This is a genomic window from Streptomyces sp. CB02980 (genome assembly GCF_014451325.2).
GTDB lineage: Bacteria > Actinomycetota > Actinomycetes > Streptomycetales > Streptomycetaceae > Streptomyces.
Map to the genome: position 1 here is coordinate 17,381 of NZ_JACSCH020000016.1, position 26,736 is coordinate 44,116.

Genomic DNA, 26,736 nt, shown 5'->3' on the forward strand with positions numbered 1-26,736 from the left:
GGACCCTGTAGACTTCTTCTCGGCCGGTCGGGGAAACCTTCGGGAAAACCGCCGGTCATGGTGGGTATAGCTCAGACGGTAGAGCACCTGGTTGTGGTCCAGGATGTCGCGGGTTCGAGTCCCGTTACTCACCCTGTTGGTTCAGGCCCCGGTTCAGAAATGAACCGGGGCCTGAGTCGTTGTCGCGACCGTCGACCGGGGGGCGGCGCTGCTCGCACTGGTCGCCGTCGCCGCGTGCGGCCTGGGACTGACGGCCCATGTGACGGAACACACACCCGGGGTCGGTGGGGTGGTGGAAGACCTCCCGGGCCTGACGGGCGACGGGCACAGGGGTGCGCGCCCCGGCCGGGAGGTGGGGTGGCTCCGGCCGGGGCGCGCGGTGTGGGGGGCGCGATGGCTTCTGGGGACCGGCCTACTTGTAGGCGGCGAAGGCCTTCGTGAAGGCCAGCGGCTGCTGGAGGATCGAGGAGCAGGTGGCGTCGGCGCGGTTCACCGCGCCGTCCGCGCACTGCTTGTCCCGGGTCGAGGACCACATCGAGAGCCAGCCGATGCCCTTGGACTTCGCGAAGTCGACGAGCTGGGTGGCGTCGTCGACCTTGAAGATCTCGCTCACGACGTCGTTGACGCCGATCATCGGGGTGACGGCGACGGCCTTCCAGGCGGCCGCGTCGGAGAGCCCGAGAACACCCTTGATCTGCGCCTGGGTCGCGGTCGCGGCCTGGATGGCGTACGTGCCCATGTCGGCGCTGTAGGCCGGCCCGTAGTCCATCGCCATGATGTTGACGGCGTCGATGCGGACGCCGTTGCGCTTGGCGTCGGCGAGCAGGTCGACGCCCGGCTGGGTCAGGCCCTCGGGCATGACCGGCAGGGTGAAGGAGACGTTCAGGCCGGGGTGGGACTTCTGGAGCTGGGCGATCGCCTGCGAGCGGCGGGTGTTGGCGGCGGTGTCGGGCAGGGCCGCGCCCTCGACGTCGAAGTCGACCTTGGTCAGCTTGTACTGGTCGATGACCTTGCCGTACGCGGCGGCCAGCGCCGAGGAGGACGAGCAGTTCAGAGCCAGCTCGTGCCCGGCGGCGCCGCCGAAGGAGACCCGGACGTCGCCGCCCTTGGCGCGCAGGGCGCCTATCTGGGCCGCGACCCTGTCGTTCGCCAGGTCGGTGACCCCGCCCCACAGCGGGGCGCAGGAACCACCGGAGGTGATGAAGGCGAGGTTGAACTCCTTCACACCGGTGGCGTCGGCGGTGGCGAGGAGGTCGTACGCCGGGTAGAGCGAGGTGTCGACGTACGGGGCGTACCTGGCGGCGGTGACGGGCCCGCCGGTCGCCGTGGGCGTCGGGGTGGGAGTGGGGGTGGCCGTGGGCTTCGGGGGCGCCGTGGTGGTGGCGGTGGCGGTCGGCGTGGGGCTCGTGGTGGCCGTGGCGGTGGCGGTCGGCTTCGGGGTGGCCGTGGGAGTGGGAGCGGTCGTGGTGGGGCGGCCGCTGGGGGTGGGGGCGGTGCCTCCGGCGGAGCAGGCCGCCTTGTTGATCAGGCAGTTGGCGGGGTCGCCGGCCTGTCCTGCGGCGGAGGTGACGAAGCCGACGGTGACGGACTGGCCGGGCGCGAGCTGCTTGTTCCAGCTGGCGGGCTTCACCGTGACGTGGCTGCCGGAGACGGTGTGCTCGCCGTTCCAGAGGGAGCCGATGGTCGTCCCGGCCGGGAGGTCGAACTCCAGGGTCCAGTCGGCCTGGGCGGCGGAGGTCTCGTTGGTGACGACGTACTGCCCGGTGTAGCCGCCGGTCCAGGAGCTGGTCCTGGTGTACGCGGCGCCGACCGCCGCGGCCTGGGCCGTACCGGTGAGCGCGAACGCGGCGCCGCCGACGACCGCGGCGGCGACGACCGCTCCGACGACCTTGGTCCTGGTGCTCGCCGTGCGCCGGTGCGAACTGGTGCCCATCGCGTGCCTGCCTCTGCGTACTGGGGGGTGGGGAGGGGGTGCGGCAGCACGCTAGCGACCGGGAAACGGACAAACCGGCGTCCGGGGACGCGGCTGGGGATCCTTAGGCTCCGCTTAAGGAAGGCATCGGAGCCACGAAAGGTTGGGGCGCGGCCGACGCCGGTACGGGGTGCACCGACTGACCCCGATGCCGGCGCGGATGCGGCCGAACGCCCGTCCGGGGCGCGGTCGGTGCCGTCAGCCCTCGGCGGCCCTGCGGGTGCCCGTCCCCCCGCGCCGCCGGCGGGCCGGGCGGCGACCGCGGCGGCCGGACGCGCCGCCCGTGCGGCGTCCGTCGAGGCCGATCCAGATCCGGACCTCCGTACCGCCGAGCACCGAGTGCCCGATGCGGACGTCGCCGCCGGTGGTCTCCGCCATCCGTCGCACGATGTCCAGGCCGAGGCCCGTGGAGCCGTCCCGGGCCCCGCTGTTGCCGCGGGCGAGCGCGGCGGCCGGGTCGGCGATGCCGGGGCCCGCGTCGGAGACGAGGACGATGACGGCGTCCTCGCCGTTGTGGACGTCGATCGAGAAGGCCGTGCCCTCGGAGGTGTGCCGGAAGACGTTGCCGAGCAACGCGTCGAGCGCGGCGACGAGTTCGGGGCGGGCGACCGGGATGCGGACCGGACGCTCGACGCCCGCGACGCGGACCCGGCGGCCCTCGTCCTCGGCGAGCGCCGACCAGAACTCCATGCGTTCGCGCACCACTTCGGCGGCGTCGCAGCCCGCGCCGGGTCCGGTGGCCTGGGTCTGCGGCTTCGCGTCCCGGGCGGTCCGGATGATGATGTCGACCTCGCGCTCCAGCTGCTCGACGGCCGCGCGGGTCTGCTCGGCGGCCGGACCCGAGCCCAGCGAGGCCGCGTTGAGCCGGAGCACGGTGAGCGGGGTGCGGAGCCGGTGGGAGAGGTCGGCGGCCAGTTCCCGCTCGTTGGCCAGGAGTTGGACGACCTGGTCGGCCATCGAGTTGAACGCGACGGCGGCCGACTTGAGTTCGGGCGGCCCCTCCTCGGGGACGCGTGCGCCGAGCCTGCCCTCGCCGAGGTCGTGGGCGGCGCCCGCGAGCCGCTGCGCGGGCTGGACCATCCGGACGCCGAGCCGGTCGGCGACGGCGACCGAGCCGACGATCAGGGCGATGCCGACCCCGGCGAGGACCAGCCAGGCGGTGGCGACACCGTTGGACACCTCGCCCTCGGGGACGAAGAGTTCGACGACGGCGACCTCGCCGCTGCTGAGCGCGGTGGGCTGGAGCAGTGCGAAGCCGCCCGGCACCTCGGCGATGGACGCCCGGCCGAGCCGGCGGGTGGCGGACAGCTCCTCCTCGCCGGCCCGCCGGGTGCCGATCTCCAGGCCCGGGTCCCCGGGTTCGGCGGCCGGCACATGGACGGCGAGCCGCCCGGCGGCCCCGTCCTCGGTGGTGGCGACGGCCTTGTCGAGCTCGTCGCGGTCGGTGGTGATGGCGAGCACGGGGGCGAGGCCGGCCGCCCGCCGTTCGGCGTTGGAGAACGCCCGGTCGCGGGCCATCTCCTTGACGACGAGCCCGAGGGGTACGGCGAAGGCGACGACGACCATGACGGTGACGGCGAGCGACACCTTGACGAGCGCCCATCTCACGGCTGCGGCTCCCGGGGCGGCTCCAGCTTCACGCCGACCCCGCGCAGGGTGTGCAGATAGCGGGGCCGGGCGGCCGTCTCACCCAGTTTCCGCCGCAGCCACGACAGATGTACGTCGATGGTCTGGTCGTCCCCGTACGACTGCTGCCACACCTCGGCGAGCAGCTCCTTGCGCGGGACGACGACGCCGGGCCGCCCGGCGAGGAAGGCGAGCAGGTCGAACTCCCGCCGGGTCAGATCCAGGGGTGCCCCGTCGAGTTCCGCCTGCCGGCGCAGCGGGTCGACGGTGAGACCGCCGACCGAGATCACCCGCGGCGGCGGTGCCTCGCCCGCGGCGGACCGGGCCCGGCGCAGGACGGCGGCCATCCGGGCCGAGAGGTGGTCGACCGAGAACGGCTTCACGAGGTAGTCGTCGGCGCCCGCGTGGAGGAGCCGTACGATCTCCGCCTCGTCGTCCCGGGCGGTCGCGATGATCACCGGTACGTCGGTGATCCCGCGCAGCATCTTGAGCGCCTCCGACCCGTCCAGATCGGGCAGTCCGAGGTCCAGGATGACCACGTCGAACCGGAAATGGGCGACCTCGCGCAACGCCTCCAGAGCCGTACCGACGCTCCGTACCGTGTGGGAGGCCTCGGAGAGCCGGCGGATGAGGGCGGAGCGCACGAACTGGTCGTCCTCGACCACGAGCACACTTGCCATGGGCCGCACCGTACGCCATTCGGGGGATTGTGAGGCAAGGAGCACCCTGCGGTGAGGGCGGGGACGGTGTGGTGCAGTATGGCCCGGATGCGAAGAGGACTCGTTCACGCCCTGGCCTGGTCGCTCGCCACCGGCGCGGCGGTCACGCTCTCCTGGTGGGGAGTGCACACGGTCATGTCCGGGACGGTGTACGACCCTCCGCGCGCGCTGCCCCTCCCGGCCGGAAGCGCCGGTGAACCGGACACGGCCGGCAGCGATCCGCTGTCCTCCTCGACCCACCGGCCCGAGACCGTCGAGCCCACCGCGGCCGTCACGAGGAAGCCGTCGCCGAGCGGTGACCGTTCGACGCCGGCCACCCCTTCCACGTCGCCCTCGCGGACGGCGAGGCCGACGACGCAGGCGCCCCCCGTCACCACGCCGCCCGCCGACTCGAACGTGAAGACGTACACGGTGGACGGCGGCCGGGTCACCTTCGACCTGGGCGAGGACTCGGCCGAGCTGGTCTCGGCGATCCCCGCCTCCGGCTGGCAGATGCAGGTGTGGAAGCAGACGAGCTGGATCCGGGTCACGTTCACGGCGAACGGCCGTGAACTGTCCGTCTTCTGCGTCTGGCACGACACCGCGCCCCGCGTGGAGATCGACGACCGCTCGGTCTGACGCGATGCCCCGGGCGATCGGCCGGTCAGCGGAAGACGGACGCGGGCGGTACGGGTGAGGGCTTGGCGCTCGCGTCGGTGACCGGCGCCGCTCCCCCGGCGAAGTCGGCGAGGGCCCGCCCGTGTTCGACCCGGCCCGGGTGCGGGTCGGTGGCGACCCGGCGGGTCAGCTCCGCCACCGGCAGTTCCCGGTCGGAGGCGAGCAGCACCGCGTTGCCGAAGCGGCGGCCGCGCAGCACCGTCGGGTCGGCGGCCAGGGCCAGCTCGGGGAAGACGGCCGCGGCGGTGGCGATCTGACCGCGGAGGTGCGTCAGCGGCGGGCCGTCGGCGAGGTTCGCGGCGTAGAAGCCGCCGGGACGCAGCACCCGCCGTACCTCGCCGAGGAACTCGGTGCTGGTCAGATGTGCCGGGGTACGGGCCCCGCTGAACACGTCGGCGATGACGAGGTCGGCCCAGCCGTCCTGGACCTTGGCGAGCCCGGCGCGGGCGTCGGTGGAGCGGACCCGGATCCGGGCCCCGGCGTCGAGCGGCAGCTCCCGGCGGACGAGCTGTACGAGGAGCCCGTCGAGTTCCACGATCTGCTGCGTGGAGCGGGGCCGGGTCGCGGCGACGTACCGGGCGAGGGTGAAGGCGCCGCCGCCGAGGTGGACGACCTGCAGCGGCCGGTTCGGCGGGGCGACGAGGTCGGCGATGTGGCCGAGGCGCCGCTGGTACTCGAAGGTGAGGTGGGCCGGGTCGTCGAGGTCCACATGGGACTGCGGGGCGCCGTCGATGAGCAGGGTCCAGGCGCGGGGGCGCTCCCGGTCGGGTATGAGTTCGGCGAGCCCGCCGTCGACGGTCTCGACGACGGAGGCGGCGGACGCCGCCCGGTCGCGCTGTCTGTTCCTGGCCACGGGCCCATTATCGGGGCATTCGCCCCGGCCCCGCCCGGCGGCCCCGGGACCGTGGCGACGGGACCTCCGCGGCCGCCCTCAGTGGCAGCCGTCCGCCGCCTCGATGAGCCGGGCCGCCTCGCCGAGCGCCTCGCGCAGGACGACGGGGTCGGTGACGGGGTCGGTGTCGCCGGGGGGCAGCAGCCAGCCGGCGGGGCGGGGCGCGTCCCCGGCGGGTTCGGGCAGCTCCGGCAGCTCGGGGAGGCGCAGGCCGCGGCCCGAGGTCCGGGTACACGCGCTGCCGGGCATGTCCCAGGCGGCGGCCGTTCCGGGCGGGACGAGGAAGCCGAGGGTGTCGCAGGTGCCGTCGTGGACGACGGGGCCGACGGCGGGGCCCGCGCCGCGCCGCAGGATGTCGACGGCCTCGAGGCCCTGTCGGACCGGCACGGTCACCAGGTCCCAGGGTTCGGCGGGCTGCTGGGCCGCGGCCGGAACCGGACTGCGGTCCTGGGGGGTGGTCCGGGACGCGCGGGCGTCCGGGGCGGGCGCCTGGCGCGTGGCCGACTGGGAACCGATCTCCGACATGGGACCCCTCCTCGCTCCTGAGGAGACACGTTCCGTCTCTCCCTTACGGTTCAACGCCCGTGCGCGTCAACGGCTACGGCGCCATGCCGCCGCAAAGGATGGCAGTTCATGGCAGATCACAGGCGAGATATCCGATTTGTAGCCAAACTCTGCGTATGCATCCGGTCACAGCAGGTACGTTCTTGCCGCCGGACCACCCGGCAGCACAGGAGAGGGCTCGGCCATGGCGATGTCACGGGCAGTTCCCAATCTCGCCTTCCGCCGGCTCCGCGGACAGCACTCGCCGGCGGAGTTCGCCGCAGCGGTCCGCCGGGCGGCGCGGGAGATCGGCGAACAGGTCGCGTGCGACGCCCGCTACATCGGGCGCGTGGAGGCGGGCGAGATCCGTTGCCCCAACTACGCGTACGAGCGGGTCTTCCTGCACATGTTCCCCGGTCTGGGTCTCTCCGACCTGGGCTTCTCCGCGCGGGAGACGGTGCGCGGCCGGCGGCAGCCGGTCGCGGCCGGGGCTCCGGCTCCCGCGGCACTCCCGACCCGGAACGATGAGGAGAGCGACGTGCTGCGTCGCGCATTCATGACGAGCGGCTCCGCCACCCTGGCGGCCGCCTCGCTGGGACTCGGCGGCCCCGCCGTCGCGATCCCCGCCCCCCGCGGCACCCACCGGATCGGCGACGCCGAGGTGCGGGCCGTCGAGGACGCCGTACGGCAGATCCGTCTGCTCGACGACCGGCACGGCGCCGACGGGCTCTACAAGGTCGCCTCCCACCCGCTCCGGGCCGCGTACGCGCTGCTCGACGCGGGCGCCATGACCCGCCGCTCCACCGAGGACCGGCTGCACGCGGGCGCGGGCGAGCTCTCCCTCTCGGTGGGCTGGCTGGCCCACGACTCGGGCCGGCACGACGACGCCCGCTCGCACTACGCCGAGGCCCTCGCCACCGCGCGCGTGTCGGGGAACGCGGCCCTGGAGGCGCACGCCTTCTGCAACACGTCCTTCCTCGCCCGGGACACCGGCCGGTTCCGCGAGGCGGTGCGGGCGGCGCAGGCGGGCCTGCGGGCCGCGCAGCCGCTGGACTCGGCCCGGCTGCTCTCGCTGCTCTCGCTGCGGGAGGCGGCCGCGTGGGCCGGGCTCGGTGACAGGTCGGCCTGCGAGCAGGCCCTCGGCCGCGCCCACGGCTTCTTCGACCGGGGCGCGGCGGACGACGACCCCGAGTGGATGTCGTTCTTCGGGGAGCCGGAGCGGGAGGCGCTGGAGGCCCAGTGCTGGTCGGCCCTGGGCGACTGGGGCCGGGCGGCCCGGCACTCCCACCGGGCCACGGTCCTGCAGAACCCGCACTTCGCGCGGAACCTGGCGCTCTACCGCGCCCATCTCGCCAAGAACCTGGCGCACGCGGGCCGCCCGGACGAGGCCGCGGCGGAGGCGAAGCGGGTGGTGGACTCCCTGGAGGGCATCGCCTCGGCGCGGATCCGCGGGATGCTCTCGGACACCCGCCAGGCACTGGCCGCGTACTGACGGCCCCGGCCGGGGCCGCCCGCTGTTCCAGGTGCCCGGTGGCGCCTACTCCAGGTGCCCGGTGTCGTTCCAGCGCTCGACCGCGGGGGCGCCGTACGCCCAGCCGAGGACGGACAGGCTCGTCGGGTCGAGGCGGATGCGGGAGGCGAAGGAGACGTCCTCGCCGAGCCAGCGGGCGCCGATCGACCGCAGGATGTGGCCGTGGGCGAAGACCAGGACGTCACGGTCGGCCGAGCGGGCCCAGTTCACGATCTCGTCGGCACGGTCCGACAGCTGCGCCAGGGTCTCGCCGTCCGGCACTCCGTCGCGCCAGATGAACCAGCCCGGCCGGATCTCCTGGATCTGCGGCGGGGTCAGCCCCTCGTACGCCCCGTAGTCCCACTCCATCAGCGCGTCCCAGGGCTCCGCCCGCTCGCCGAATCCGGCGATCTCGCAGGTCTCGCTCGCGCGGACCAGGGGGCTCGTGCGCACCTCCACACCGGGCAGTCCCTGCCAGGGACCGCGGTGGAGACGCTCGCCCAGGAGCTTCGCGCCGCGCCGCCCCTCGTCGAGCAGGGGGATGTCGGTCCTGCCGGTGTGCCGGCCGAGAAGTGACCACTCGGTCTGGCCGTGCCGGGCGAGCAGGATGCGCGGTGCCATGGGAAGGATCTCCAGGGGTTCACGGTGCGGACGTGCCTCCGTCCATCATCGCCCACGTGGATTGGGGGTGACCTCCGGGCAACCCCCGGGCGGCCTCCGGCGTCCCCTCCCCCGGGGCGATCACTGGTTGGGGGGACCTTTTCGTATGCGCAAGCCACGCTGGTGGGCCGAATCGGCGCTGATCGCGGTCGTGTACGCGGCCTATTCGGGCGGTCGGCTGCTCGTCCGGGGCGACGAGGCCTCGGCCGTCGAGCACGGGCTTGCGATCCTGCGGCTGGAACGGCTCTTCGGGATCGACGCCGAGCACCCGCTGAACCGGCTGTTCACGGACGTGCCCGCGCTCGGGATCCCGGCGGACTTCGCGTACGCCTCGCTGCACTATCTCGTCACCCCGGCGATCCTGGTCTGGCTCTTCCGCCGCCGCCCCGCCCACTACCGGGCCGCCCGCACCTGGCTGATGCTCTCCACCCTGCTCGGTCTGGCCGGCTTCACCCTGCTGCCCACCTGCCCGCCCCGGCTGCTCGACCCGGCGTACGGCTTCACCGACACGATGGCGTACTTCAGCGCCTACGGCTGGTGGGGCGGCGAGGCCAGCGCGCCGCGCGGGCTCGGCGGTCTCACGAACCAGTACGCGGCCATGCCCAGCCTGCACGTCGGCTGGGCGCTGTGGTGCGGGGTGATGCTCTGGCGGTACGGGCGGACACCCGTCACCAAGGCGCTCGGGCTCGCGTATCCGCTGGTCACGACGTTGGTCGTGATGGGGACCGCCAACCACTATCTGCTCGACGCGGTCGCCGGCGCCGCCGTGATGGGCGCCGGTCTGCTCCTCACCCCGCACGCGCTGCGGCTCGCCCGGCGACTGCGCGGGACGGCCGAAGCGCCCCCGGTTGTCAGTGCCGGATGCGAGACTTCCACGGGTGAGCGCATCCCTGGACAGCGGTCTGTCCCGACCTCCGCAGACGACACGTCGACGGCAGCTCGCTGAGCTGCGCGGACCGGCCACCCCGCCGCGTCCGCTGGACGCGCGGGCCCTCGCGGCGCTGGCCGCCAACCCCGGCTGCCGGCGCCGGGCCCTGCTCGACGGCGCGGGGGTCGACAAGTCCGCGCTGGCCGCGAAGCTCGGCTCGCCGGCCCCGTTCGGGCAGTCCCAGTTCGCGATCGTCCGGGGCAACTCCTTCGAGGCGAAGGTCAAGGCGGACGGCGGCCGCGAGCTGCTGCGCCTGATCGGCGTCGAGGATCCGGGCACGGTGTCCGTGCCCGAGCTCGCGGCCGCCGGACCCGAGGGACGGGTGGCGCGCACGGCCCTCGCCCTGCGGGAGGCGACCGCCGCGGGGGCGTGGACGCTGCTCGACCATCCGCTGCTCGCCCTGGAGGTGGCCGGTTCGCCGGTGTACCTGGAGCCGGACGCGGTGGTGGTCCGGCCCGACGGCGGGTGGACGGTCGTGGAGATCAAGTCCTTCCCGATGGTCGACGGCGCGGCGGACGCGTCGAAGGTCGGCGCGGCGGCCCGGCAGGCCGCCGTGTACGTGCTCGCGCTCGAACGGGTGGCTGCGGTGACCGAGGGCGCCCGGGTCGCCCGGTCGGTGCTCCTCGTCTGCCCGAAGGACTTCTCCAACCTGCCGACGGCCTCGGTCGTCGACGTGCGCAAACAGCGGTCGGTCACCCGGCGCCAGCTCGACCGGCTGACCCGGATCGACGAGATCGCGGCGGCGCTGCCGGAGGGTGTCAGCTTCGATGTGGCGGAGCGCTCGGCCGAGGAGCTGGCGGCGGCCGTGGAATGCGTGCCCCATCAGTACGCGCCGGAGTGCCTGGCCGCCTGCGAGCTGGCCTTCCACTGCCGCTCGCGGGCCCGGCAGGCGGACGCGGTGGAGACCCTGGGCCGTTCGGTACGGGGTGAGCTCGGCGGCCTGACGACGGTCGCCGCGGTCCTCGCGGCGGCGCGGGGCGAGGAGGGCGACCCGGAGGACCCGGCGGTGGCGGCGCTGCGCAGGGCGCGGGCGCTGCGCGAGGAAGCGCTGTCGGGAGCGGGGGCCCGGGCATGTCGCTGATCTCCACCCTCGCCCGTATGGAGGCCGTCGAGTCCGGCCGGGCGCAGCCCCTGGCGACCGTCCGGCACCGGCGGCTGTCCGAGCGGCCGCTCGTCCTCGTGCCGCTGACCACGGCCGGCGAGGCGGGCGCCCCGCTGGGCGCGCTCGTCGGCACCGACCCGGAGGAGCCGCGGCTCCTGGTGGTGGCCCAGCCCCGGGACCGGGACCTGCGGTTCGCGTTCCTCGCCGATCTGGCAGAGGAGGTCCTGCCGTACATCGACTCCTTCGCGGAGGCCGTCGAGGCGGCGGAGAAGAGCGAGGTCGATCCCGAGACCGGCAAGAAGGTGAAGGTCGAGGTCGAGCTGTGCGCGGACGCGCCGCAGCTGATCGTGCCGAGCCGGGCGGGCATCGAGTACGTACGGCTGCTCGGGCGGTCGACGCGGTTCCGGCGGACGGCCGAGCAGGACCCGGAGACGCCGTTCCCCGCGCCGCCGCGCGTCCCGCTGCTCGGGCGCTGGCTGACGCACTTCGGCGACCGGGCCCGGGTGCCCGGCTCCTCGCTGCTGCTGTCGGCGACCGATCTCCTCAACCGGCACTGGGCGACCGGCCAGTCCTCCCTGGAGGACCAGCACCTGGGCGCGCTGCTCGCGTGGATCGACCACGGCGGTGAGCCGGGCGCCGAGGCGGCACTGCGGGCCGAGGCCGGGCGGGACTCCGCGGGGCAGTTGCTGTGCCCGCCCGCCGGTCCCGCCACCGATCCCGCCTTCGACAACGGGCTCCTCGCGCCGGCGATCGAGCGGTACGACCGGGCCCGGCAGGCCGTCGGCGCCGCCGAGGACGGCGAGGCGGCCGAGCGCGGACTCGGCGAACTGCACCGGGCCGAGCGGGAGCTGCGCCGGCTGGTCGTCTCACAGACGAAGCCGACGTGGGACGCGGTCTGGCGGGCGATCGGCCTGCTGCGGGAGCTGCCGGAGGGGGCCAGGGTCGAGGACCGCTGGACCCGCGACCGCTGGTCCTTCACCGCCCACCGGGACCGGGTCACCGCAGGCGAGCCGCCGCAGCCGCGCCGGGACGACGCCGTGACGGCGGCCCGGAAGCTCGCCGCGCGCGAGCAGGCGCAGGGCCAGCTGGAGGCGCACGAGGCCCTCGACGATCCCCTGGTGCTCGCCGGACGGCGGCTGTCGGGCGAGGCGTTCACGGCCGAGGTGGTCGAGGTGACGATGGCGTGGACGGAGTCCAAGAGGCCCGCGCCGCGCCCGCTGCTCACGGTCCGCACCGAGGACCGGCCGCACCTGGGCGAGAAGGTGAAGGTGTACCGCTCGCTCGCCGGGAAGCCGCAGTCGGCGGAGTTCGTGCGGTACGAGGAGGACGGGGCGCTGCTGCTGCGCCTCCTCGACAGGATGGGCCGCTCGAAGGAGCCCGCGGAGGGCTCGGTGCCGGAGAAGGGCGAGCGGATCGCCTGGACGCTGTTCGAGCACGACCAGCGGGTCGGGCCGCAGCTGCCGGAGGCGGAGGAGACGCCCTGGACGCACGGCGGTCCGCCCCGGACCGACGTCGTGGAACTGCCTGACGCCGTGACCGCGGAGGACGTGCTGTGACCGTGTTCGACCTCTCGACGCCGCCCGTCGACGACGCGGCGCCGTTCGACCCCTCGGCCGCCGCGGGCCGGGCGACGGCCGACATCCTCGCGGCCACCCTGCACGGCTCCGCGCGCGGTGTCGTCGTGGACTCCCCGCCGGGCGCGGGGAAATCGACGCTCGTGGTGCGGGCCGCGCTCGAACTGGCCGCGGCCGGACGCCCCCTGATGGTGGTGGCCCAGACGAACGCGCAGGTGGACGACCTGGTCCTGCGGCTCGCCGAGAAGGAGCCGGATCTGGAGGTCGGCCGGCTGCACTCGAACGACAGCGACCCGTACGACAAGGCGCTCGACGACCTGGAGAACGTACGGAAGTCGGCGAAGGCCGGTGAGCTGACCGGGCTGCCGGTCGTCGTCTCCACGGCCGCCAAGTGGGCGCACGTGAAGAACGTCGAGCCGTGGGCGCACGCGATCGTCGACGAGGCGTACCAGATGCGCTCGGACGCGCTGCTCGCCGTGGCGGGGCTCTTCGAGCGGGCGCTGTTCGTGGGCGACCCCGGGCAGTTGGACCCGTTCTCGGTGGTGGGTGCCGAGCAGTGGGCGGGACTCTCGTACGACCCGTCGGCGAGCGCGGTCTCCACCCTGCTCGCGCACAACCCGGAACTGCCGCAGCACCGGCTGCCGGTGTCCTGGCGGCTGCCCGCCTCGGCGGCGCCGCTGGTCTCGGACGCGTTCTATCCGTTCACGCCGTTCCGCAGCGGCACCGGGCACGGGGACCGGAAGCTCTCCTTCTCGGCCGCGTCGGACGGTTCGGGCCCCGACCGGGTCCTCGACGAGGCGGCGGAGTCGGGCTGGGGCCTGCTCGAACTGCCCGCCCGGCACACCCCCCGCACCGACCCTGAGGCGGTCGGCGCGGTCGCCGTCGTGGTGCGCCGGCTCCTCGACCGGAGCGGCGCCGCGGTCTCGGAGCGCTCGGAGACCCCCGTACCCCTGACACCCGACCGGGTCGCGGTCGGCACCGCCCACCGCGACCAGGCGGCGGCGATCCGGGCGGCCCTCGCCGAACTGGGCGTCACGGGCGTGACGGTGGACACCGCGAACCGGCTCCAGGGGCGTGAGTACGACGTGACCGTCGTCCTCCATCCGCTGTCCGGGCGCCCCGACGCGACCGCCTTCCACCTGGAGACGGGCCGGCTGTGCGTCCTCGCGTCCCGGCACCGGCACGCGTGCATCGTGGTCTGCCGGGCGGGCGTCACGGACCTGCTCGACGCGCACCCGTCGACCGAGCCGGTCCAGCTGGGCGTCGCCGTGTCGTTCCCGGACGGCTGGGAGGCGAACCACGCGGTCCTCTCCCACCTTGAGGAGCACCGGGTCGCCTGGACGCCCTGAGTTCTCATGGACGTCCCGAGTTCTACGGGGCCGTCCTGAGTTCTCGTGGACGTCCCGAGTTCTACGGGGCCGGTTCCGCCGCCAGGGTGAGGAGTTCGTCGACCGACCACTGGTCGTAGACGTGCTCGCCGTACTTCACGGCGACGACCCGGCCGTCGGGCGCGATCAGGAAGTCGGCGGGGAGACCCAGGCGACCGGCCGGCTGCGCGCCGGCCGGCAGCCGGCCCCTGCCCCGGAGCAGCTCCCAGGTGTCGCGGAGCACGCCCCCGGCGATCGCGGGCCAGCCGCGCGGGTCGAGCAGGGCCCGGCGGTGGGCCTCCACGCCGAACTCGGCGTACAGCACCTTGTCGGGGTCCGCGACGACGGCGAACGGCAGGTGGGCCACGTGCTCGCGGAGCTCCTCGGCGGGCGAGTGGAAGAACACGACCTCCCGGATCCCGGCCCGCTCGATCTCGTCGTGGCGCCGGACGACCGAGCGCAGATGGAGATTGCAGACGGGGCAGCCCGCGAAGCGCCGGAACTGCACGTGGGTGGTCCGTCCGGGGTCGGGGAGGGTCAGCGCGGGGCCGATGACCGGGGTGAGGGCGCGGCTCGGCACGAGGTCGCCGGGGGCCGGCCGGGCGCGGCGCGGGGTCGTGGAGGACATCGCGGGCGAGGTCGCTGAAGAGGCTGTCTGGGGCATGCGCATGGGGCACCGTCCTCGTAGGCGTACGGCGTACTCCTAACAGCGTAGGCGTAGGGCGTACGCTGTCAACCGTCATGCCACGACCCCGCTCCCTCACCCCCGACCGGCTGGCCGCCGCCGCCCTCGCCGTCATCGACCGCGACGGACTCGCCGCCCTGTCGATGCGCACCGTCGCCAAGGAACTCGGCATGAGCCCCATGGGGCTCTACCGCTACGTCGCCGACCGCGAGGAGCTGGAGGGGCTCGTGGTCGACCGCGTCCTGGGCGGCCTCGACACCACCCCGCCCGCCGCGGACGCGCCCTGGCGGGACCGGATCGAGACCATGGTCGGGCGCCTGCGCGACGCCGTGGTCCGCCATCCGGAGGCCGTCCAGCTGACCCTCACCCACCGGCACCGCGCACCCGGCGGCCTGCTCTGGTCGGAGACGGTGCTCGGCATCCTGACCGATGCCGGCATCGACGGCGCACGGCGGGTCGTCGCCCTGCGCGCGCTCCACGGGTACGTCACCGGCGCCATCCAGCTCGAACACCTCGGGCCGCTGGCCGGAGCCGGCACCTCGGCCATCGCCGCGCTGCCCGAGGACCGCTTCCCGTATCTGACGCAGACCGCGCGGACGGCCGGCGAGGTCGGCCCCGACCAGGAGTTCTTCGGCGGCCTGCGGCTGCTCCTGCGCGGCCTCGACGGCTGACCACGCCCCGTCCCCCGACGCCCTCTTGCGGGGCGCGGGACAATGGAAGACGGCCCGGGGTTCCGGGCCGCCCGTGTGCGAGGAGCCGGTGCGCGACGCGCCGGTGTGGACAGCGTGAACGTGAGCGTGAAGAGGAGAGCGACGATGGCGGAACCCGCGGAGCGGAGCGGACAGCGGCGGCTCAGGCCGGCACCGCTGGTCTTCGAGCCTGCCGAGGCGACCGCCGACCCGGAGCATTTCTTCGATCTGGAGTCGATGGACGACCCCCGGGAGCTGCTGTCCCGCGCGACGGAGCTGACGCTGGCGTTCCGCGCGGCGACGGACCGGGCGACCGAGTTCCAGGCGATCGCGGCGGCGCAGCTGGCGGATCCGCGCCGGTTCGACCGTCTGACGCCGGCGGACGTCGCCGAGCGGGCGCAGTGGACCGAGGACTACGCCCGGAAGATGATCGAGTTCGGCCGCGACCTGATCAGGACGAACGGCCGGCCGGCGGAGGACTGAGCCTCGACCGCTCGGCGGAGGACTGAGCACTCGCCGGCGGAGGACCGAGCCACTCGGCGGCCTCGAGCCCTCCGGAGGCCCCCGGGCCACCTGGAGGGCTCCGTCGTTCGTGGCCGAAAAAGCACCCCTGGCATATGCCGGGGGTGCACGATACTCCTCGCCCTCCCCTTCTGTCCGGAATTCCGTGAACTCTCGGCGACCGATCCGTGACAGCCGGTAGACCTGGACGCATGACGACGTGGACGCGCGACGAGACCGAGCACGACATCTTCCGGTTTCTCCGGGAGGGCGACGAGGGGCGTCACCAGACCGCCCGGGTGACCGCCGACGGTGCCTCCTGGCTCGCCTCCGCCACCGGGAACCGCGAGGCCGCGCTCACCCGCTGGGAGTCCCGGCCGACCTCCCCGGCGGCGCTGCCCTGCGGGGCCGTCTTCGACGTCGTCAACGTGGACCCGGTCTTCGGGCGCCGCATGCTGGACCGGCTGTGGGAGGAGGGCCCGGGTTCGGGGCCCGTCGCGGTGCACCGGGGCCGGATGATGCTGTTCGCCGCGCCGGGCACGGCCCAGCGGCTGCCGGCGCTGCTGGACTGGGAGGAATGGGGCGACACCGTCCCCCGGCCGCTCTGTCATGGGATCGGGGACGCGGTGACCGTGCCGCCGCTCGTGCCGTCCGGGCCCACCGGGCCCCGCTGGCTGGTGGCGCCCGACACCCGGAATCCCTGGCTGCCCGGCCCCGAGGTCGTGCTCTGGGCCTGTGTGCGGGCCCACCGGGCGGCATCCGTCGCCGACGTGCGGGTATCGATTTTTCCTCCCGCCGATCCGGGTGCTAATGTCTACGACGTCAGCAGGCGCCGCTAGCTCAGTTGGTTAGAGCAGCTGACTCTTAATCAGCGGGTCCGGGGTTCGAGTCCCTGGCGGCGCACAGACAGAAGAAGCCCCTCGCGGAAGCGAGGGGCTTCTTCGTGTTCCCGGCGTGTTCCGGTGTGTTCCCCGGTCCGGCCGCTCAGTCGACGGCGGGCGGGGTGATCCTGACCGTCCAGGCGCCCGTCCCGGTGCGTTCCGCGACCTCCACCCGTACCCCCGTCCCGGGCACGGTGAGCGTCTCACCCTCCTCCAGCGGGGCGTCCGCGAGGGGCGGGTAGACGGAGCGGTCCCAGCAGGCCTCGGTGCGCGGGTGCGCGTCGACGACCTCGACGGGGCCGTCGCCCGAGGCCGCGCTGCCCCGGACCCGGTAGACGAGGACACCCTCGGTACAGGTCTCGGCGTTGCTCCCGGCGCTGCCCCGGGCCTCGACCGCGAGGACGCTGTCGGGTCCCGTACGGACCACGGCGAGCCGGGTGCCGAGGCTGGCGCCGGGCGCGGGCTGGGCGTCGGTCGGTTCCAGGCTCACCATCCGGGGACCCGTCCCCTGGACACAGGCGATCTGGGCGCTGGAGAGCCAGCCGAGCTTCCACTTGTGCCAGCCGAAGAGGTCCGGGGAGAGCCCGAACTGGCTGCCCATGACGTCCCAGTCACCCACATGGGTGTCCCAGTCGCCCTTGCCGTCCGCCGGTCGGTGATAGAGGTCGGGCAGGTCGAAGACGTGACCGGTCTCGTGGGCCAGGACGTTCCGGTCGGGCGGATGCCGCTCGAAGACGGTGACGACCCGCTTGATCTCGGTGCCGTCGACCTCCATCGGCTTCTCCAGGTTGACGACCTTGGTCGCGTCGGAGTCCACGCCGGGCGCGTCCGGGTCGGCGACCAGGTAGACGATGTCGTACCGGGAGAAGTCGACGCTCGCGTCGGCGGCGCCGATCGCGTCCCGGAGGTAGGCGGCGCGCTGTCCGGCGTCCCAGTCACGCCGTATGTCGTACGCGCTCGACTCCTTCGGCATCGGGGTCCAGAAGCGCTGGGGGTGCGGGCGCAGGTGGAAGCGCCCGTAGGAGGCGCGGGTGAAGTACTCGCTGGTGGCGGGGAAGTGGTCGGCGGCGAGTTCGGCCGGATCGGTGAGCGGCTCGGCGTCCGGGAACGACAGGAAGATCATGACCGCGTCGAGGGTGCGGTCGGGGCGCGGATACGACCTGTTCCAGGTGTCGAGGCCGAGCGAGTGATGGGCCGCCGTGCGGGGCAGGGCGCAGGGACCCGCCGAGGGAGCGCCGACGGCGGGGCCGGCGACGAGCCCGGTGGCGGCCAGGGCGGCGAACGAGGTGAGGGCCGCCGCGCCGGCGCGGAGCCGCGAGCGTTCCACTCCCCCGGGTGGCTGCTGACCCCTCACGTGGACCTCCGGATCGGGAATGCGGGACACTCCACCCACCTTGTGACGGTTTGACGCGTTTCGCACGTTTCCGCTGCCCCGGTCGGGTGAGGGCGCGCCACGCGGTCGACGCGACACGAGCGCGCTTCAGCTCACGGAAAGTCACATTCGGTCACGTCGTCGTCGACCCGTGTCAGACCCGCGCAGAAACGATCGGGCGGAGTGCGGCGGTGGGCGGTCTCACAGCGGCGGGCGCTCCCCGGAGGCGCCTCGGAGCTGGAAGGCTCCCCCGTACGGGCTCTATGATCGGCACACTCTTCCTCGGCCGACCGTCCCGACCACATGTGACCGGCCCGACTGCACTACGGGAGCGAGCGGTGAGCGGAATCCCCGAAGGACCGGTGCACCCAGAGCCGCCGGAGACGCGCGCGGCGGAATCCGCACTCACGGAGCGTCACCCCCCGTACGGCGCCGAGCCACGCGTCGGCTGCTCCCCCTCCGAACTCCGGGACTACCGCGCCGCGTTCCGCGTCGCCCAGCTCGCGATGGCCGTCATCGACCAGGACGGCGTCGTCGTCGCGGCCAACGACTCCTTCGGCCTCCTCCTCGGTGCCGAGCCGGAGGCGCTCCGGGAACAGGCCGCCGCCGACCTCGTCGACCTCGCGTCCGACGGGCGCACCTGGCACGCGTACCGCGAGGTGCTGCGCGGCCGGCGCTCCCGCTTCCGCTGCACCCGCCGCCTCAAGCACGCCGACGGGCGCTCGCTGTGGGCCGAGGTCACCGTCGCCCCCGTGCCCGACAGCCGGCGCGTCCTGCTGTCGATCGCGGACATCAGCGACCGGCGCGAGCTCCAGGCGCGGCTGCGGCACCTCCAGATGCACGACCCGGTGACCCGACTGCCCAACCGCGCCCTGTTCTTCGAGCGCCTCTCGGCGGCTCTGGAGGCCTCGGCGCAGGATGCGGCGGACCTCGCGAGCGCCGCGGCCATCGCGGGCACCGCGAGCGCCTCGGCCATCGCGGGCGCGGTGGGCGCGGTGGACCCAGGCGAAACGATCAGCTCTTCGTACGAGTCGTACGGGTATGGCAGAACAGGGCGGATCGGTCTCTGCTACCTCGATCTCGACGGCTTCAAGGCCGTCAACGACACCCTCGGCCACCGCGTCGGCGACCGGCTCCTCGCCGCCGTCGCCTCCCGCCTCACGGAGTGCGCGGACAGCGACGGCTACACCCGCAGCGGCGGCCATCTCGTGGCGCGGCTCGGCGGGGACGAGTTCGCGATCCTGGTCGAGGACTCCACCGGCACGGAGCAACTCGCCGATCTGGCGCGCTCGGTGCTGTGCGCGCTCCAGCAGCCCTTCGACCTGGGCGGCCAGCGACTGTCGGTCTCCGCCTCGATCGGCGTGGTCGAGCGCTCCGGGTCCGGCACGACGGCGACGGCCCTGATGCAGGACGCCGACACCACGCTGTACTGGGCGAAGGCGGACGGCAAGGCCCGCTGGACCCTCTTCGACCCGGAGCGCAACGCGCACCGGATGACCCGGCAGGCGCTCTCCTCCACCCTGCGCCCGGCCGTGGAGCGCGGGGAGTTCGCCCTGGAGTACCAGCCGCTGGTGGATCTGGTGGACGGCGCGGTGCGCGGGGTGGAGGCGCTGGTGCGCTGGAACCACCCGCAGTTCGGCGTCCTTCCGCCGAATCGGTTCGTCGGGATCGCCGAGGAGGACGGCTCCATCGTGGAGCTCGGCCGCTGGGTGCTGCGCACGGCCTGCCGGCAGGCCCGGCAGTGGCAGAAGGACCATCCGCGCGAGCGCCCGATCTTCGTCAGCGTCAACGTGGCGGTGCGTCAGGTCTGGGACTCCGACCTGGTCGCCGACGTGGCCGGCATCCTCGCGGAGACGGGGCTCGCCCCGTACCTGCTCCAGCTGGAGCTCACCGAGTCGGCCGTGATGGGCTCCGCCGGCCGGCCGCTCCAGGCGCTCCAGGCGCTGAGCGACATGGGGGTGCGGATCGCGATCGACGACTTCGGGACCGGCTACTCGAACCTGGCCTATCTGAGCCGGCTGCCGGTCTCCGTGCTCAAGCTGGACGGCTCCTTCGTCCGCGGCTTCCAGGACGAGGAGCACGCCAACCCGGCCGACGAGCTGATCGTCGAGGCGCTGGTGCAACTGGCGCACCGGCTGGGGCTGACGGTCACCGCCGAGTGCGTGGAGACCTCGGGGCAGGCGAGCCGGCTGCGCAGGATCGGCTGCGACACGGGGCAGGGCTGGCTGTACTCGCGGGCGGTGGCGCCGGACCGTATCGCGGAGCTGATCGGCGCGGAGCCGCTGCCGGTCTGAGGCCCGTACGTCGTCTGTACGAGGCCCGGGGCACTCACGTGGCGCGTACGGGCCCGGGGCACGGAGCCGTCTCCGGCCGGAGGCATGGAACTGCCCCCGGCCGGAGGGACATTCCGGGCGGGGGCAGCGGTTCATGCGGGGTTCAGCGGGTCACGTGAGGTGTCCCGGGTCCCGGGTCAGGGCCTCAGCAGGCGCCCTGGTCCTTCCAGACGCCCCACTCGCCGGTGGTGCCGGGGGCCTCGTTCTGGGTCCACCACTGGGCCAGCCACTTGCGGCCGTTGTGGGAGACGACCGTGCCGCCGGTGTAGACCGTGCCGGCCACGTACGCCGGGACCGAGCCGCAGCCCGTGGGCGGGGTCGTGGGCGGGGTCGTGGGCGGGGTGGTCGGAGGCGTGGTGGGCGGAGTGGTCGGGGGCGTCGTCGGCGGGGTGGTCGGCGGGGTGGTGGTGGAGCCGAGCGCCGTGTTGATCTGCTTCAACAGGGTGGCGTTCTCGTCCAGACCGAGGAGCGAGTACATCATCGCGCCGCCCAGGCCGCGCTGCTTGGCGTAGTCCACCCGGGCCTGGATGGAGCGCTGGTTGAGGCCGGTGAAGAACTCGCCGTCCTTGTAGAAGTACGAGGACTTCGCCTGGTCGTCCCAGAAGGTCGTCGACGCGTTGTCGACGATGCCGCCGAGCTCCTTGTAGTGCGCGATGCCGGCCTGCTGGCTGAGCGGGCGGGCGTTGGAGCCGCCGGTCGCGGTGCCCGCGAGACCGTTGGCGGAGCCGGCCGGGACGCCCTTCCAGCCGCGGTAGTAGAACTCGTAGCCCAGGGTCAGCTTGTTGGCGGGGAAGCCGCCGGCGATGCCGTAGGCGGGCTTGCCGTCGATCCAGGAGTCGATGGCGTTGTCGATCGAGTACTTCTCGGTGCCCGGCGCGATCACGTCGGTCGGGTCGTTCGAGCCGGAGTACAGCGGGGACTGGTGGTACGTCGGCCCGTCGCCGTCCCAGGCGCCGTGCATGTCGTACGTCATGATGTTGGCGTAGTCCAAGTACTGGCCGATCTTGTCGGTCTCGATGTACTTGATCTTGTCCTGGCCGGCCGGGAGGGCCGAGGTCAGCAGGTACTTCTTGCCGCCGTTGGCGGCGCCGTACTCGTCGAGCTGCTTGCGGAACTCGGCGAGGAGCAGCGTGAAGTTCTGCTTGTCCTCCGGGGCGTAGTGGTTGCCCAGGTGGCCGCCGGAGGAGCCGGGGTACTCCCAGTCGATGTCGATGCCGTCGAAGATGCCGGCCGCCGTGCCCGCGCCGCCGAAGCCGCCCTCGACGGGCAGGTTGCCCTTGATGTACTGATCGATGCAGGAGGAGACGAGCTTCTTGCGGCTCGCGTCCGTCTTCGCCGCGTCGCTGAAGTACTTGGAGTACGTCCAGCCGCCGAGCGAGATATTGATCTTCAGGTGGGGGTATTTCGCCTTCAGTTCCTTGAACTGGTTGAAGACGCCCACGATCGGCTGGTTCCACGTGTCGGCGACGCCGTCGACACTGTCCGCCGCACCGAAGGACTTCTGGTAGTCGGCGTACGAGTCGCCCGCACCGTCACCCGCGTTGGGGTTGTTGTCGTCACCCGCGGCCTTGTTCGCCATGAAACAGGTGAGGTTGGTGGGGTGGATGTTGCCGAACGAGTAGTTGATGACGTCCAGCTGGCCCGCGATGCCCCGGGTGTCGAGGTGCTTGGGGAAGAACGCGTTGCCGTAGACGCTCCACTGGTCGTAGTACGCGATGCGCACACCGCCCGCAGCGGCAGTGGTCGTCGTGTCGGCCGCCTGGGCGGAGCCGAGGCCGACGGTCGCCGCGAGGGCGCCGGCGGCGAGGGCCGTGCTGAGGAGCGCGGCGATCAGGGGCTTACGGGGGTGCACGTGCGGCCTCCATCGGGGGGAGTGCGGGGGTGGTGCCGTACAGGAGCTGGAGCAGTGATAACCGGCTCGTGAACAGTGCGTCAATGGTCTGAACCAGATTGAGGACTAGACCAATTAGAAGGAGAAAGCCCTCGTCAGAGGCGCGCAGCACAAAACGGAACCGCCCGCCACCATCGGTGACGAGCGGTTTAAGGTTCACTTAGGGGTGGAGCGGGGCCGGATCCGTGCAGGAACCAACCGGCCTCGGGGACCAGGGTTTTTACCCGGCCGCCCCCGGACCGGAACAGATGGCGCGCCCTACTCCTCCGGGAGCTCGGGGAGTTCGTACGCGTCCGCGATGAGCTCGTAGCTCCGCAGCCGAGCCTCCCCGCCGTGCGCGTTGGCCGTGATCATCAGCTCGTCCGCGCCCGTCCGCTTCCTGAGGTCGTCCAGGCCGGTACGGACCTCGTCGGGGGTGCCGTAGACGATGTTCGCCAGCCATTCGTTCACGAACTCCCGCTCGGCGGGGCTGAACCCGTACGCCTCCGCCTCCTCCGGCGTCGGCACGAGGCCGGGCCGGCCGGTGCGCAGCCGCAGCATCGCGAGGGCACCGGAGAGGACCTGGCGGTGAGCCTGCGCCGCCTCGTCGGCGGCCAGCGCCGAGACGCCGATCATCGCGTACGGCGCGTCGAGCACCTCGGAGGGCCGGAAGGACTCCCGGTAGAGGTCGAGTGCCGGGATCGTGTTCCTGGCCGAGAAGTGGTGGGCGAACGCGAAGGGCAGCCCGAGCAGGCCGGCCAGGCGCGCACTGAAGCCGGACGAGCCGAGCAGCCAGATCGGCGGCCGCCCCTTCGGGCCCTGCACCGGGCCGGGCACGGCGTGGATCCGGGCGTACCGGTGGCCGTCCGGGAAGTCGTCGTCCAGGAACCGGGTCAGCTCGGCGAGCTGCTCCGGGAAATCGTCGGCGCCCTCGTTCAGGGTGGCGGTGCGGCGCAGGGCGGCCGCGGTCGCCCCGTCGGTGCCGGGCGCGCGCCCGAGACCGAGGTCGATCCGGCCCGGGGCGAAGGCCTCCAGGGTGCCGAACTGCTCGGCGATGACCAACGGAGCGTGGTTGGGCAGCATGACGCCGCCCGAGCCGAGGCGGATGCGCTTGGTGTGGGCGGCGAGGTGGGCGAGGATCACCGCCGGGGACGAGGAGGCGACGCCGGGCATGGAGTGGTGTTCGGCCACCCAGTGCCGGTGGAAGCCGCGCCGCTCGGCGAGCCTGCTCAGCTCGACGCTGGTGGCGAGCGCCTGGGTCGCGGTCCTGCCGCTGCCGACGGTCACCAGGTCCAGCACGGACAGCGGCACGGGCGCGGATCCCCGCACCTCTCCTCGAATAGCGTCGGTCACCTTCGGGACCCTCCTCGGCACACGTACGGACTCATGAACGCCCCGTGGATCGGCTGAACGACCCGTGGAACGGCGTGGACTCGATGACAACAGGAGGGTGTCTCCGTTTATTCCGGAGGCCCCGTGGGGACCTTCCGATGCTTCTCGGCCACCGCGTGGGGCCGGAAGGCGACCGGAACGACTGCCACCGCGTCCGTTTCCCCATAAAAAATCTCGCGTTCTCCCAGGGCCGAACGCATGGGCGAACCCCCTCACACACGTCCCTGACCTGAGACTCTCCGGGTCACTCATGACCAGGGCATATGCCAGGGTGGTGCGCCCCAGCCCAGGGCCCGGATGCTCCGCATCATTCTCGCCAACAGCCGCCCCGTAAACGGTGCTTGGCGGCTATCGTGGTACGAAAGCTTGCGGTCACAACCTGGTAGGGGGAAACCGTGGCGCTGAAGCCCGAGCCCACCGCGCCGTTCCACTCGGTGCAATACGCCTTGCGCGTCCTCGAGACGATCTCACGGCACGGTGGCGGAGTGACGGACGTCCAGATCGCGCGCGAAGCCGGCCTGCCCGTAGCCCACCTCACCTCGCTGCTCCTCATGCTCCGCCGTGAGGGGTACGTCGAGCAGGTCGCCGACGGCGCGTACGTGATCGGGGACTCCCTCGTCCTCCTCGGCTCCGGCATGACCCGCCGCGAAGCCCTGGAGGCGAAGCTCCAGGAGACCCTGACCGAGCCGCGCGACTCCGTCGGCGCGGCGGTCTACATCAGCCGGTACATCGACGGCGAGGTGAAGATCACCCAGTTCGCCGACGGTCCGCGCACACCCAAGGTCAACGAGTGGGTCGACTTCCGCTCGGCCGCGCACGCCAGCGCGGTCGGCAAGTGCCTGCTCACCCAGCTCGACCAGAACGGACGCCGGGACCATCTGTCCCGGCACAAGATCGCCCGGCTGACCTCCCGGACGATCACCAGCGAGCGGATCCTCTTCTCCAAGCTGGACAGCCAGCCGCCGACCGTCCCGGTGCTCGACCTCCAGGAGTACGCGGTGGGCACGGTCTGCGCGGCCGTTCCGCTGACGGCCGGCTCCGCCGTGGGCTGCCTGGCCCTCTCCCTGCCGATCGAGCACGCCCACCGGCTGCGCTCGGCGGCGGACACGCTGAACCGGCGGGCGGCGCCGGTGGTCATGGCGCTGGCGATCTGAGAGACCCGGGCCCCGGGGAGCCGAGGAATCCGCGGCATTCGGGGTATTCGGGGCATTCGGGGGTCCTTACGGCGCGGTCGCGCGGGGTGGTCATGAGCACCCCGCGGGACCGGGTAGTATTTTCTCTGTCAGCAGGCGCCGCTAGCTCAGTTGGTTAGAGCAGCTGACTCTTAATCAGCGGGTCCGGGGTTCGAGTCCCTGGCGGCGCACAGACGGAAGAAGCCCCTCGCGGAAGCGAGGGGCTTCTTCGTGTTCCCGGCGTGGGCTGGGCGCGGGCTAGGCGCGGAGGTAGGTCAGGACGGCGAGGACCCGGCGGTGGGTGTCCTCGGCCGGCGGCAGATCCAGCTTCGCCAGGATGTTGCCGATGTGCTTGCCGACGGCGGCCTCGGTCACGACCAGGCGGCGGGCGATCGCGCCGTTCGAATGGCCCTCCGCGACCAGACCCAGGACCTCGCGCTCGCGCGGGGTCAGCGCCTCCAGCGGATCGCGGTGCCGGCGGAGCAGCTGACGTACGACCTCGGGGTCGACGACCGTCCCGCCGTCCGCGACCCGGGCGAGCGCGTCCAGGAACTCCTCCACCTGACCGACCCGGTCCTTGAGCAGATAGCCGACGCCGGTGCCGTCGCCCGCGTCCAGGAGATCGGCGGCGTAGCTGCGCTGCACGTACTGGCTGAGGACGAGGACCGGCAGGGCGGGGCGCTCGGCGCGGAGTGCGACGGCGGCGCGCAGCCCCTCGTCCTGGAAACCTGGCGGCATCCGGACGTCGGTCACGACGATGTCCGGGTCGTGGGCGGTGACCGCATCGCGCAGCGCGTCGGCGTCCCCGACGGCGGCGACGACCTCGTGACCGAAGCGGGCCAGGAGCCCGATCAGTCCCTCCCGGAGGAGGACGCTGTCCTCGGCGAGGACGACGCGGAGCGTTCGCTCAGTGCGGGGCATGGGATCTCCACTCGGAGGAGGGTCGGCCCGCCCGGCGGGCTCATGATCGTCAGTGTGCCATCGAGGACGGCGATCCGGTCGGCCAGGCCGGTGAGACCGGTGCCCCCGGCCGGGTCGGCGGCGCCGCGCCCATCGTCCTCGACGTCGATCCGGAGGACACCGCCGGTGTGCCGGGCGGTGATCGAGGCCCGGCTCGCCCCGCTGTGCTTGCCGATGTTGGCGAGGGCCTCACAGCCGGCGAAGTAGCCGGCGCTCTCGACGGACTCCGGCAGCCGGGGCAGGTCGACGTCCGTGGCGACGGGCACGGCGGACCGGTCGGCGGCGTCGGTGAGGGCCGGGCCGAGGCCGTAGTCGGCGAGGACCTGCGGGTGGATGCCGTGGATCAGCTCGCGCAGCTCGGTCAGGACCTGCCCGGCCTCCGCGTGCGCCTTCGCCAGCTGGCCGGCGAGCGGGCCGCCCGGCGGGGCGTCGAGGCGGGCGAGCCCGAGGGTCATCGTGAGGGCGACCAGGCGCTGCTGCGCGCCGTCGTGCAGATCGCGCTCGATCCGGCGCCGCTCGGCCTCGAAGGCGTCGACGAGCCGGGCGCGGGAGGCGATGACCTCGCCGATCGCGCCCTGCTGCGCGGATTCGCGGGGGGTGAGCAGGGCGCGGACGAGGGCGGCGCGGGCCCCGGCGACGGCGGCGAGCGGGTAGGCGAGGGCGAGGAGGAGCAGGGCGCCGAGGAGGGCGGCGGCGAAGGCCTCCGGGTAGGAGGTCACCAGGTACGCCTTGACGACCTTGGCCTCCTGGCCGTCCACGGCCAGCTGGACCGGCGCGCCGAGCAGCAGCACGGGCAGGCCGATGCCGACGGCGACGGCGAGGAGGTCGAGCGGCCACAGGACGGTGGCGAGGAGCAGGGCGTACGCGAACTCCCGCCAGGTCGCCTGCTCCCCCGCCCGGAGCCGGAGCCAGGCGGCGAGGCCGGGGGCGGTGGGGACGCGGTGCGGGTCGGGGGCGGGGTCGAGGTCGACGAGGCGGAGGCGGCGGCGCTCGATGCCGCCGAGGGCGAGCCCGGAGAGGAGGAGCGGGGGCAGCCCGACGAGCAGGACGGAGAACAGCCCGAGCAGCACGAACACGGCGCAGACGGCGGCCCCGAGGAGCGCGCCGGTCGCCAGGTACGCGACGGCCCGCCAGGGCCAGGGTCCGAGGGGGAACCGGGGCCGGGTGAGCGCCTGCCAGGGGGTACGGGGGTCCATGCGGCCCCACGTTAGGCCCGCCGGCCGGGGCGGGGCGATGGGGCTGAGGGGTGGGGCGGGGGTGGGGCTGGGCCTACCCCCGCGACCGCCGGCTCCCCGGCCCCCCCCCCCCCCCCCCCCCCCCCCCCCCCCCCC

The 26,736-nt window shown here is 73.4% G+C and carries 23 protein-coding genes and 3 tRNA genes; 14 read left to right on the top strand and 12 right to left on the bottom strand.

Translation table 11 applies throughout. From position 1 onward, the window contains the following. Positions 1 to 60 precede the first annotated feature (60 nt). Positions 61 to 133, top strand: a tRNA-His gene (locus tag E0F75_RS28830). Positions 134 to 412: 279 nt separating this feature from the next. On the opposite strand, the gene E0F75_RS28835 is transcribed toward E0F75_RS28830, so the two are convergent. The 3 genes from E0F75_RS28835 to E0F75_RS28845 form a co-directional block, all read right to left on the bottom strand. After that, positions 413 to 1,933 (bottom strand): cellulose binding domain-containing protein, encoded by a 1,521-nt coding sequence (locus tag E0F75_RS28835; RefSeq protein WP_229313888.1) that lies wholly within the window; start codon positions 1,931 to 1,933, stop codon positions 413 to 415. Positions 1,934 to 2,170: 237 nt separating this feature from the next. Beyond that, positions 2,171 to 3,580: a HAMP domain-containing sensor histidine kinase gene (locus E0F75_RS28840; protein ID WP_229313889.1), complete on the bottom strand. Its 1,410-nt coding sequence runs from the start codon at positions 3,578 to 3,580 to the stop codon at positions 2,171 to 2,173. Further along, positions 3,577 to 4,278: a response regulator transcription factor gene (locus tag E0F75_RS28845; protein ID WP_229313890.1), complete on the bottom strand. Its 702-nt coding sequence runs from the start codon at positions 4,276 to 4,278 to the stop codon at positions 3,577 to 3,579. Before E0F75_RS28845 ends, E0F75_RS28840 begins: the two co-directional genes overlap by 4 nt. Positions 4,279 to 4,356: 78 nt before the next feature. Here E0F75_RS28845 and E0F75_RS28850 point away from each other — a divergent pair, with 78 nt between their 5' ends. Continuing rightward, a complete protein-coding gene (locus E0F75_RS28850) occupies positions 4,357 to 4,935 on the top strand; it encodes a hypothetical protein (protein WP_229313891.1) in 579 nt (192 codons plus the stop codon). A 25-nt stretch (positions 4,936 to 4,960) separates the two neighbouring features. Here the strand turns inward: E0F75_RS28850 and E0F75_RS28855 are convergent, their stop codons facing one another. After that, a complete protein-coding gene (locus E0F75_RS28855) occupies positions 4,961 to 5,827 on the bottom strand; it encodes a spermidine synthase (protein ID WP_229313892.1) in 867 nt (288 codons plus the stop codon). A gap of 78 nt (positions 5,828 to 5,905) precedes the next feature. After that, a complete protein-coding gene (locus E0F75_RS28860) occupies positions 5,906 to 6,391 on the bottom strand; it encodes a hypothetical protein (RefSeq protein WP_229313893.1) in 486 nt (161 codons plus the stop codon). 223 nt (positions 6,392 to 6,614) lie between these two features. On the opposite strand from E0F75_RS28860, the gene E0F75_RS28865 reads away from it, so the two are divergent. Beyond that, positions 6,615 to 7,901, top strand: coding sequence for a tetratricopeptide repeat protein (locus E0F75_RS28865; protein ID WP_229313894.1), 1,287 nt, complete (start codon positions 6,615 to 6,617; stop codon positions 7,899 to 7,901). Between the two features lie 45 nt (positions 7,902 to 7,946). Here E0F75_RS28865 and E0F75_RS28870 read toward each other — a convergent pair whose 3' ends face one another. Continuing rightward, positions 7,947 to 8,540, bottom strand: coding sequence for a histidine phosphatase family protein (locus tag E0F75_RS28870; RefSeq protein WP_229313895.1), 594 nt, complete (start codon positions 8,538 to 8,540; stop codon positions 7,947 to 7,949). Positions 8,541 to 8,685: 145 nt separating this feature from the next. Here E0F75_RS28870 and E0F75_RS28875 point away from each other — a divergent pair, with 145 nt between their 5' ends. From E0F75_RS28875 to E0F75_RS28890, 4 genes are read left to right on the top strand one after another with little or no spacing between them, the layout of a single operon-like run. Then, positions 8,686 to 9,525, top strand: a complete 840-nt coding sequence (locus tag E0F75_RS28875; protein WP_229313896.1) for a phosphatase PAP2 family protein — start codon at positions 8,686 to 8,688, stop codon at positions 9,523 to 9,525. Continuing rightward, the gene (locus tag E0F75_RS28880) at positions 9,458 to 10,588 is read left to right on the top strand and encodes a hypothetical protein (RefSeq protein WP_229313897.1); all 1,131 of its coding nucleotides are present in this window, start codon (positions 9,458 to 9,460) and stop codon (positions 10,586 to 10,588) included. The genes E0F75_RS28875 and E0F75_RS28880 overlap by 68 nt, the downstream gene beginning before the upstream one ends. Next, a complete protein-coding gene (locus E0F75_RS28885) occupies positions 10,579 to 12,165 on the top strand; it encodes a hypothetical protein (RefSeq protein WP_229313898.1) in 1,587 nt (528 codons plus the stop codon). Before E0F75_RS28880 ends, E0F75_RS28885 begins: the two co-directional genes overlap by 10 nt. Continuing rightward, positions 12,162 to 13,532, top strand: a complete 1,371-nt coding sequence (locus tag E0F75_RS28890; RefSeq protein ID WP_229313899.1) for an AAA domain-containing protein — start codon at positions 12,162 to 12,164, stop codon at positions 13,530 to 13,532. Before E0F75_RS28885 ends, E0F75_RS28890 begins: the two co-directional genes overlap by 4 nt. A 61-nt stretch (positions 13,533 to 13,593) precedes the next feature. On the opposite strand, the gene E0F75_RS28895 is transcribed toward E0F75_RS28890, so the two are convergent. Continuing rightward, positions 13,594 to 14,178 (bottom strand): peroxiredoxin-like family protein, encoded by a 585-nt coding sequence (locus tag E0F75_RS28895; RefSeq protein WP_229313900.1) that lies wholly within the window; start codon positions 14,176 to 14,178, stop codon positions 13,594 to 13,596. 113 nt (positions 14,179 to 14,291) lie between these two features. Between E0F75_RS28895 and E0F75_RS28900 the strand changes: the two genes are divergently transcribed. The 4 genes from E0F75_RS28900 to E0F75_RS28915 all read left to right on the top strand — a co-directional run bounded on the left by E0F75_RS28900 (position 14,292) and on the right by E0F75_RS28915 (position 16,328). Then, positions 14,292 to 14,906, top strand: a complete 615-nt coding sequence (locus E0F75_RS28900) for a TetR/AcrR family transcriptional regulator (protein WP_229313901.1) — start codon at positions 14,292 to 14,294, stop codon at positions 14,904 to 14,906. Between the two features lie 144 nt (positions 14,907 to 15,050). Beyond that, positions 15,051 to 15,407: a hypothetical protein gene (locus tag E0F75_RS28905; protein ID WP_229313902.1), complete on the top strand. Its 357-nt coding sequence runs from the start codon at positions 15,051 to 15,053 to the stop codon at positions 15,405 to 15,407. Between the two features lie 230 nt (positions 15,408 to 15,637). Beyond that, positions 15,638 to 16,264: a bifunctional DNA primase/polymerase gene (locus tag E0F75_RS28910; protein WP_229313903.1), complete on the top strand. Its 627-nt coding sequence runs from the start codon at positions 15,638 to 15,640 to the stop codon at positions 16,262 to 16,264. After that, positions 16,255 to 16,328 (top strand) — tRNA-Lys (locus E0F75_RS28915). The genes E0F75_RS28910 and E0F75_RS28915 overlap by 10 nt, the downstream gene beginning before the upstream one ends. A gap of 81 nt (positions 16,329 to 16,409) precedes the next feature. Here E0F75_RS28915 and E0F75_RS28920 read toward each other — a convergent pair. After that, on the bottom strand, positions 16,410 to 17,690 hold the full coding sequence (locus tag E0F75_RS28920; RefSeq protein ID WP_374115450.1) for a M6 family metalloprotease domain-containing protein: 1,281 nt from the start codon (positions 17,688 to 17,690) through the stop codon (positions 16,410 to 16,412). Positions 17,691 to 18,016: 326 nt separating this feature from the next. On the opposite strand from E0F75_RS28920, the gene E0F75_RS28925 reads away from it, so the two are divergent. Next, positions 18,017 to 19,972, top strand: coding sequence for an EAL domain-containing protein (locus E0F75_RS28925; protein ID WP_308189619.1), 1,956 nt, complete (start codon positions 18,017 to 18,019; stop codon positions 19,970 to 19,972). A 184-nt stretch (positions 19,973 to 20,156) separates the two neighbouring features. Here the strand turns inward: E0F75_RS28925 and E0F75_RS28930 are convergent, their stop codons facing one another. Then, the gene (locus E0F75_RS28930) at positions 20,157 to 21,863 is read right to left on the bottom strand and encodes a glycosyl hydrolase family 18 protein (RefSeq protein WP_229313904.1); all 1,707 of its coding nucleotides are present in this window, start codon (positions 21,861 to 21,863) and stop codon (positions 20,157 to 20,159) included. Between the two features lie 297 nt (positions 21,864 to 22,160). Further along, on the bottom strand, positions 22,161 to 23,234 hold the full coding sequence (locus E0F75_RS28935; protein ID WP_229313905.1) for an LLM class flavin-dependent oxidoreductase: 1,074 nt from the start codon (positions 23,232 to 23,234) through the stop codon (positions 22,161 to 22,163). Between the two features lie 434 nt (positions 23,235 to 23,668). Between E0F75_RS28935 and E0F75_RS28940 the strand changes: the two genes are divergently transcribed. After that, positions 23,669 to 24,427, top strand: a complete 759-nt coding sequence (locus tag E0F75_RS28940; RefSeq protein WP_229313906.1) for an IclR family transcriptional regulator — start codon at positions 23,669 to 23,671, stop codon at positions 24,425 to 24,427. 135 nt (positions 24,428 to 24,562) lie between these two features. After that, positions 24,563 to 24,636 (top strand) — tRNA-Lys (locus E0F75_RS28945). Positions 24,637 to 24,703: 67 nt separating this feature from the next. Here E0F75_RS28945 and E0F75_RS28950 read toward each other — a convergent pair. After that, a complete protein-coding gene (locus E0F75_RS28950; protein ID WP_229313907.1) occupies positions 24,704 to 25,366 on the bottom strand; it encodes a response regulator transcription factor in 663 nt (220 codons plus the stop codon). Next, positions 25,297 to 26,601 carry a sensor domain-containing protein gene (locus tag E0F75_RS28955; RefSeq protein ID WP_229313908.1) on the bottom strand — a complete coding sequence of 435 codons (1,305 nt, stop codon included), beginning with the start codon at positions 26,599 to 26,601 and terminating at the stop codon, positions 25,297 to 25,299. Before E0F75_RS28955 ends, E0F75_RS28950 begins: the two co-directional genes overlap by 70 nt. Between the last annotated feature and the right edge of the window lie 135 nt (positions 26,602 to 26,736).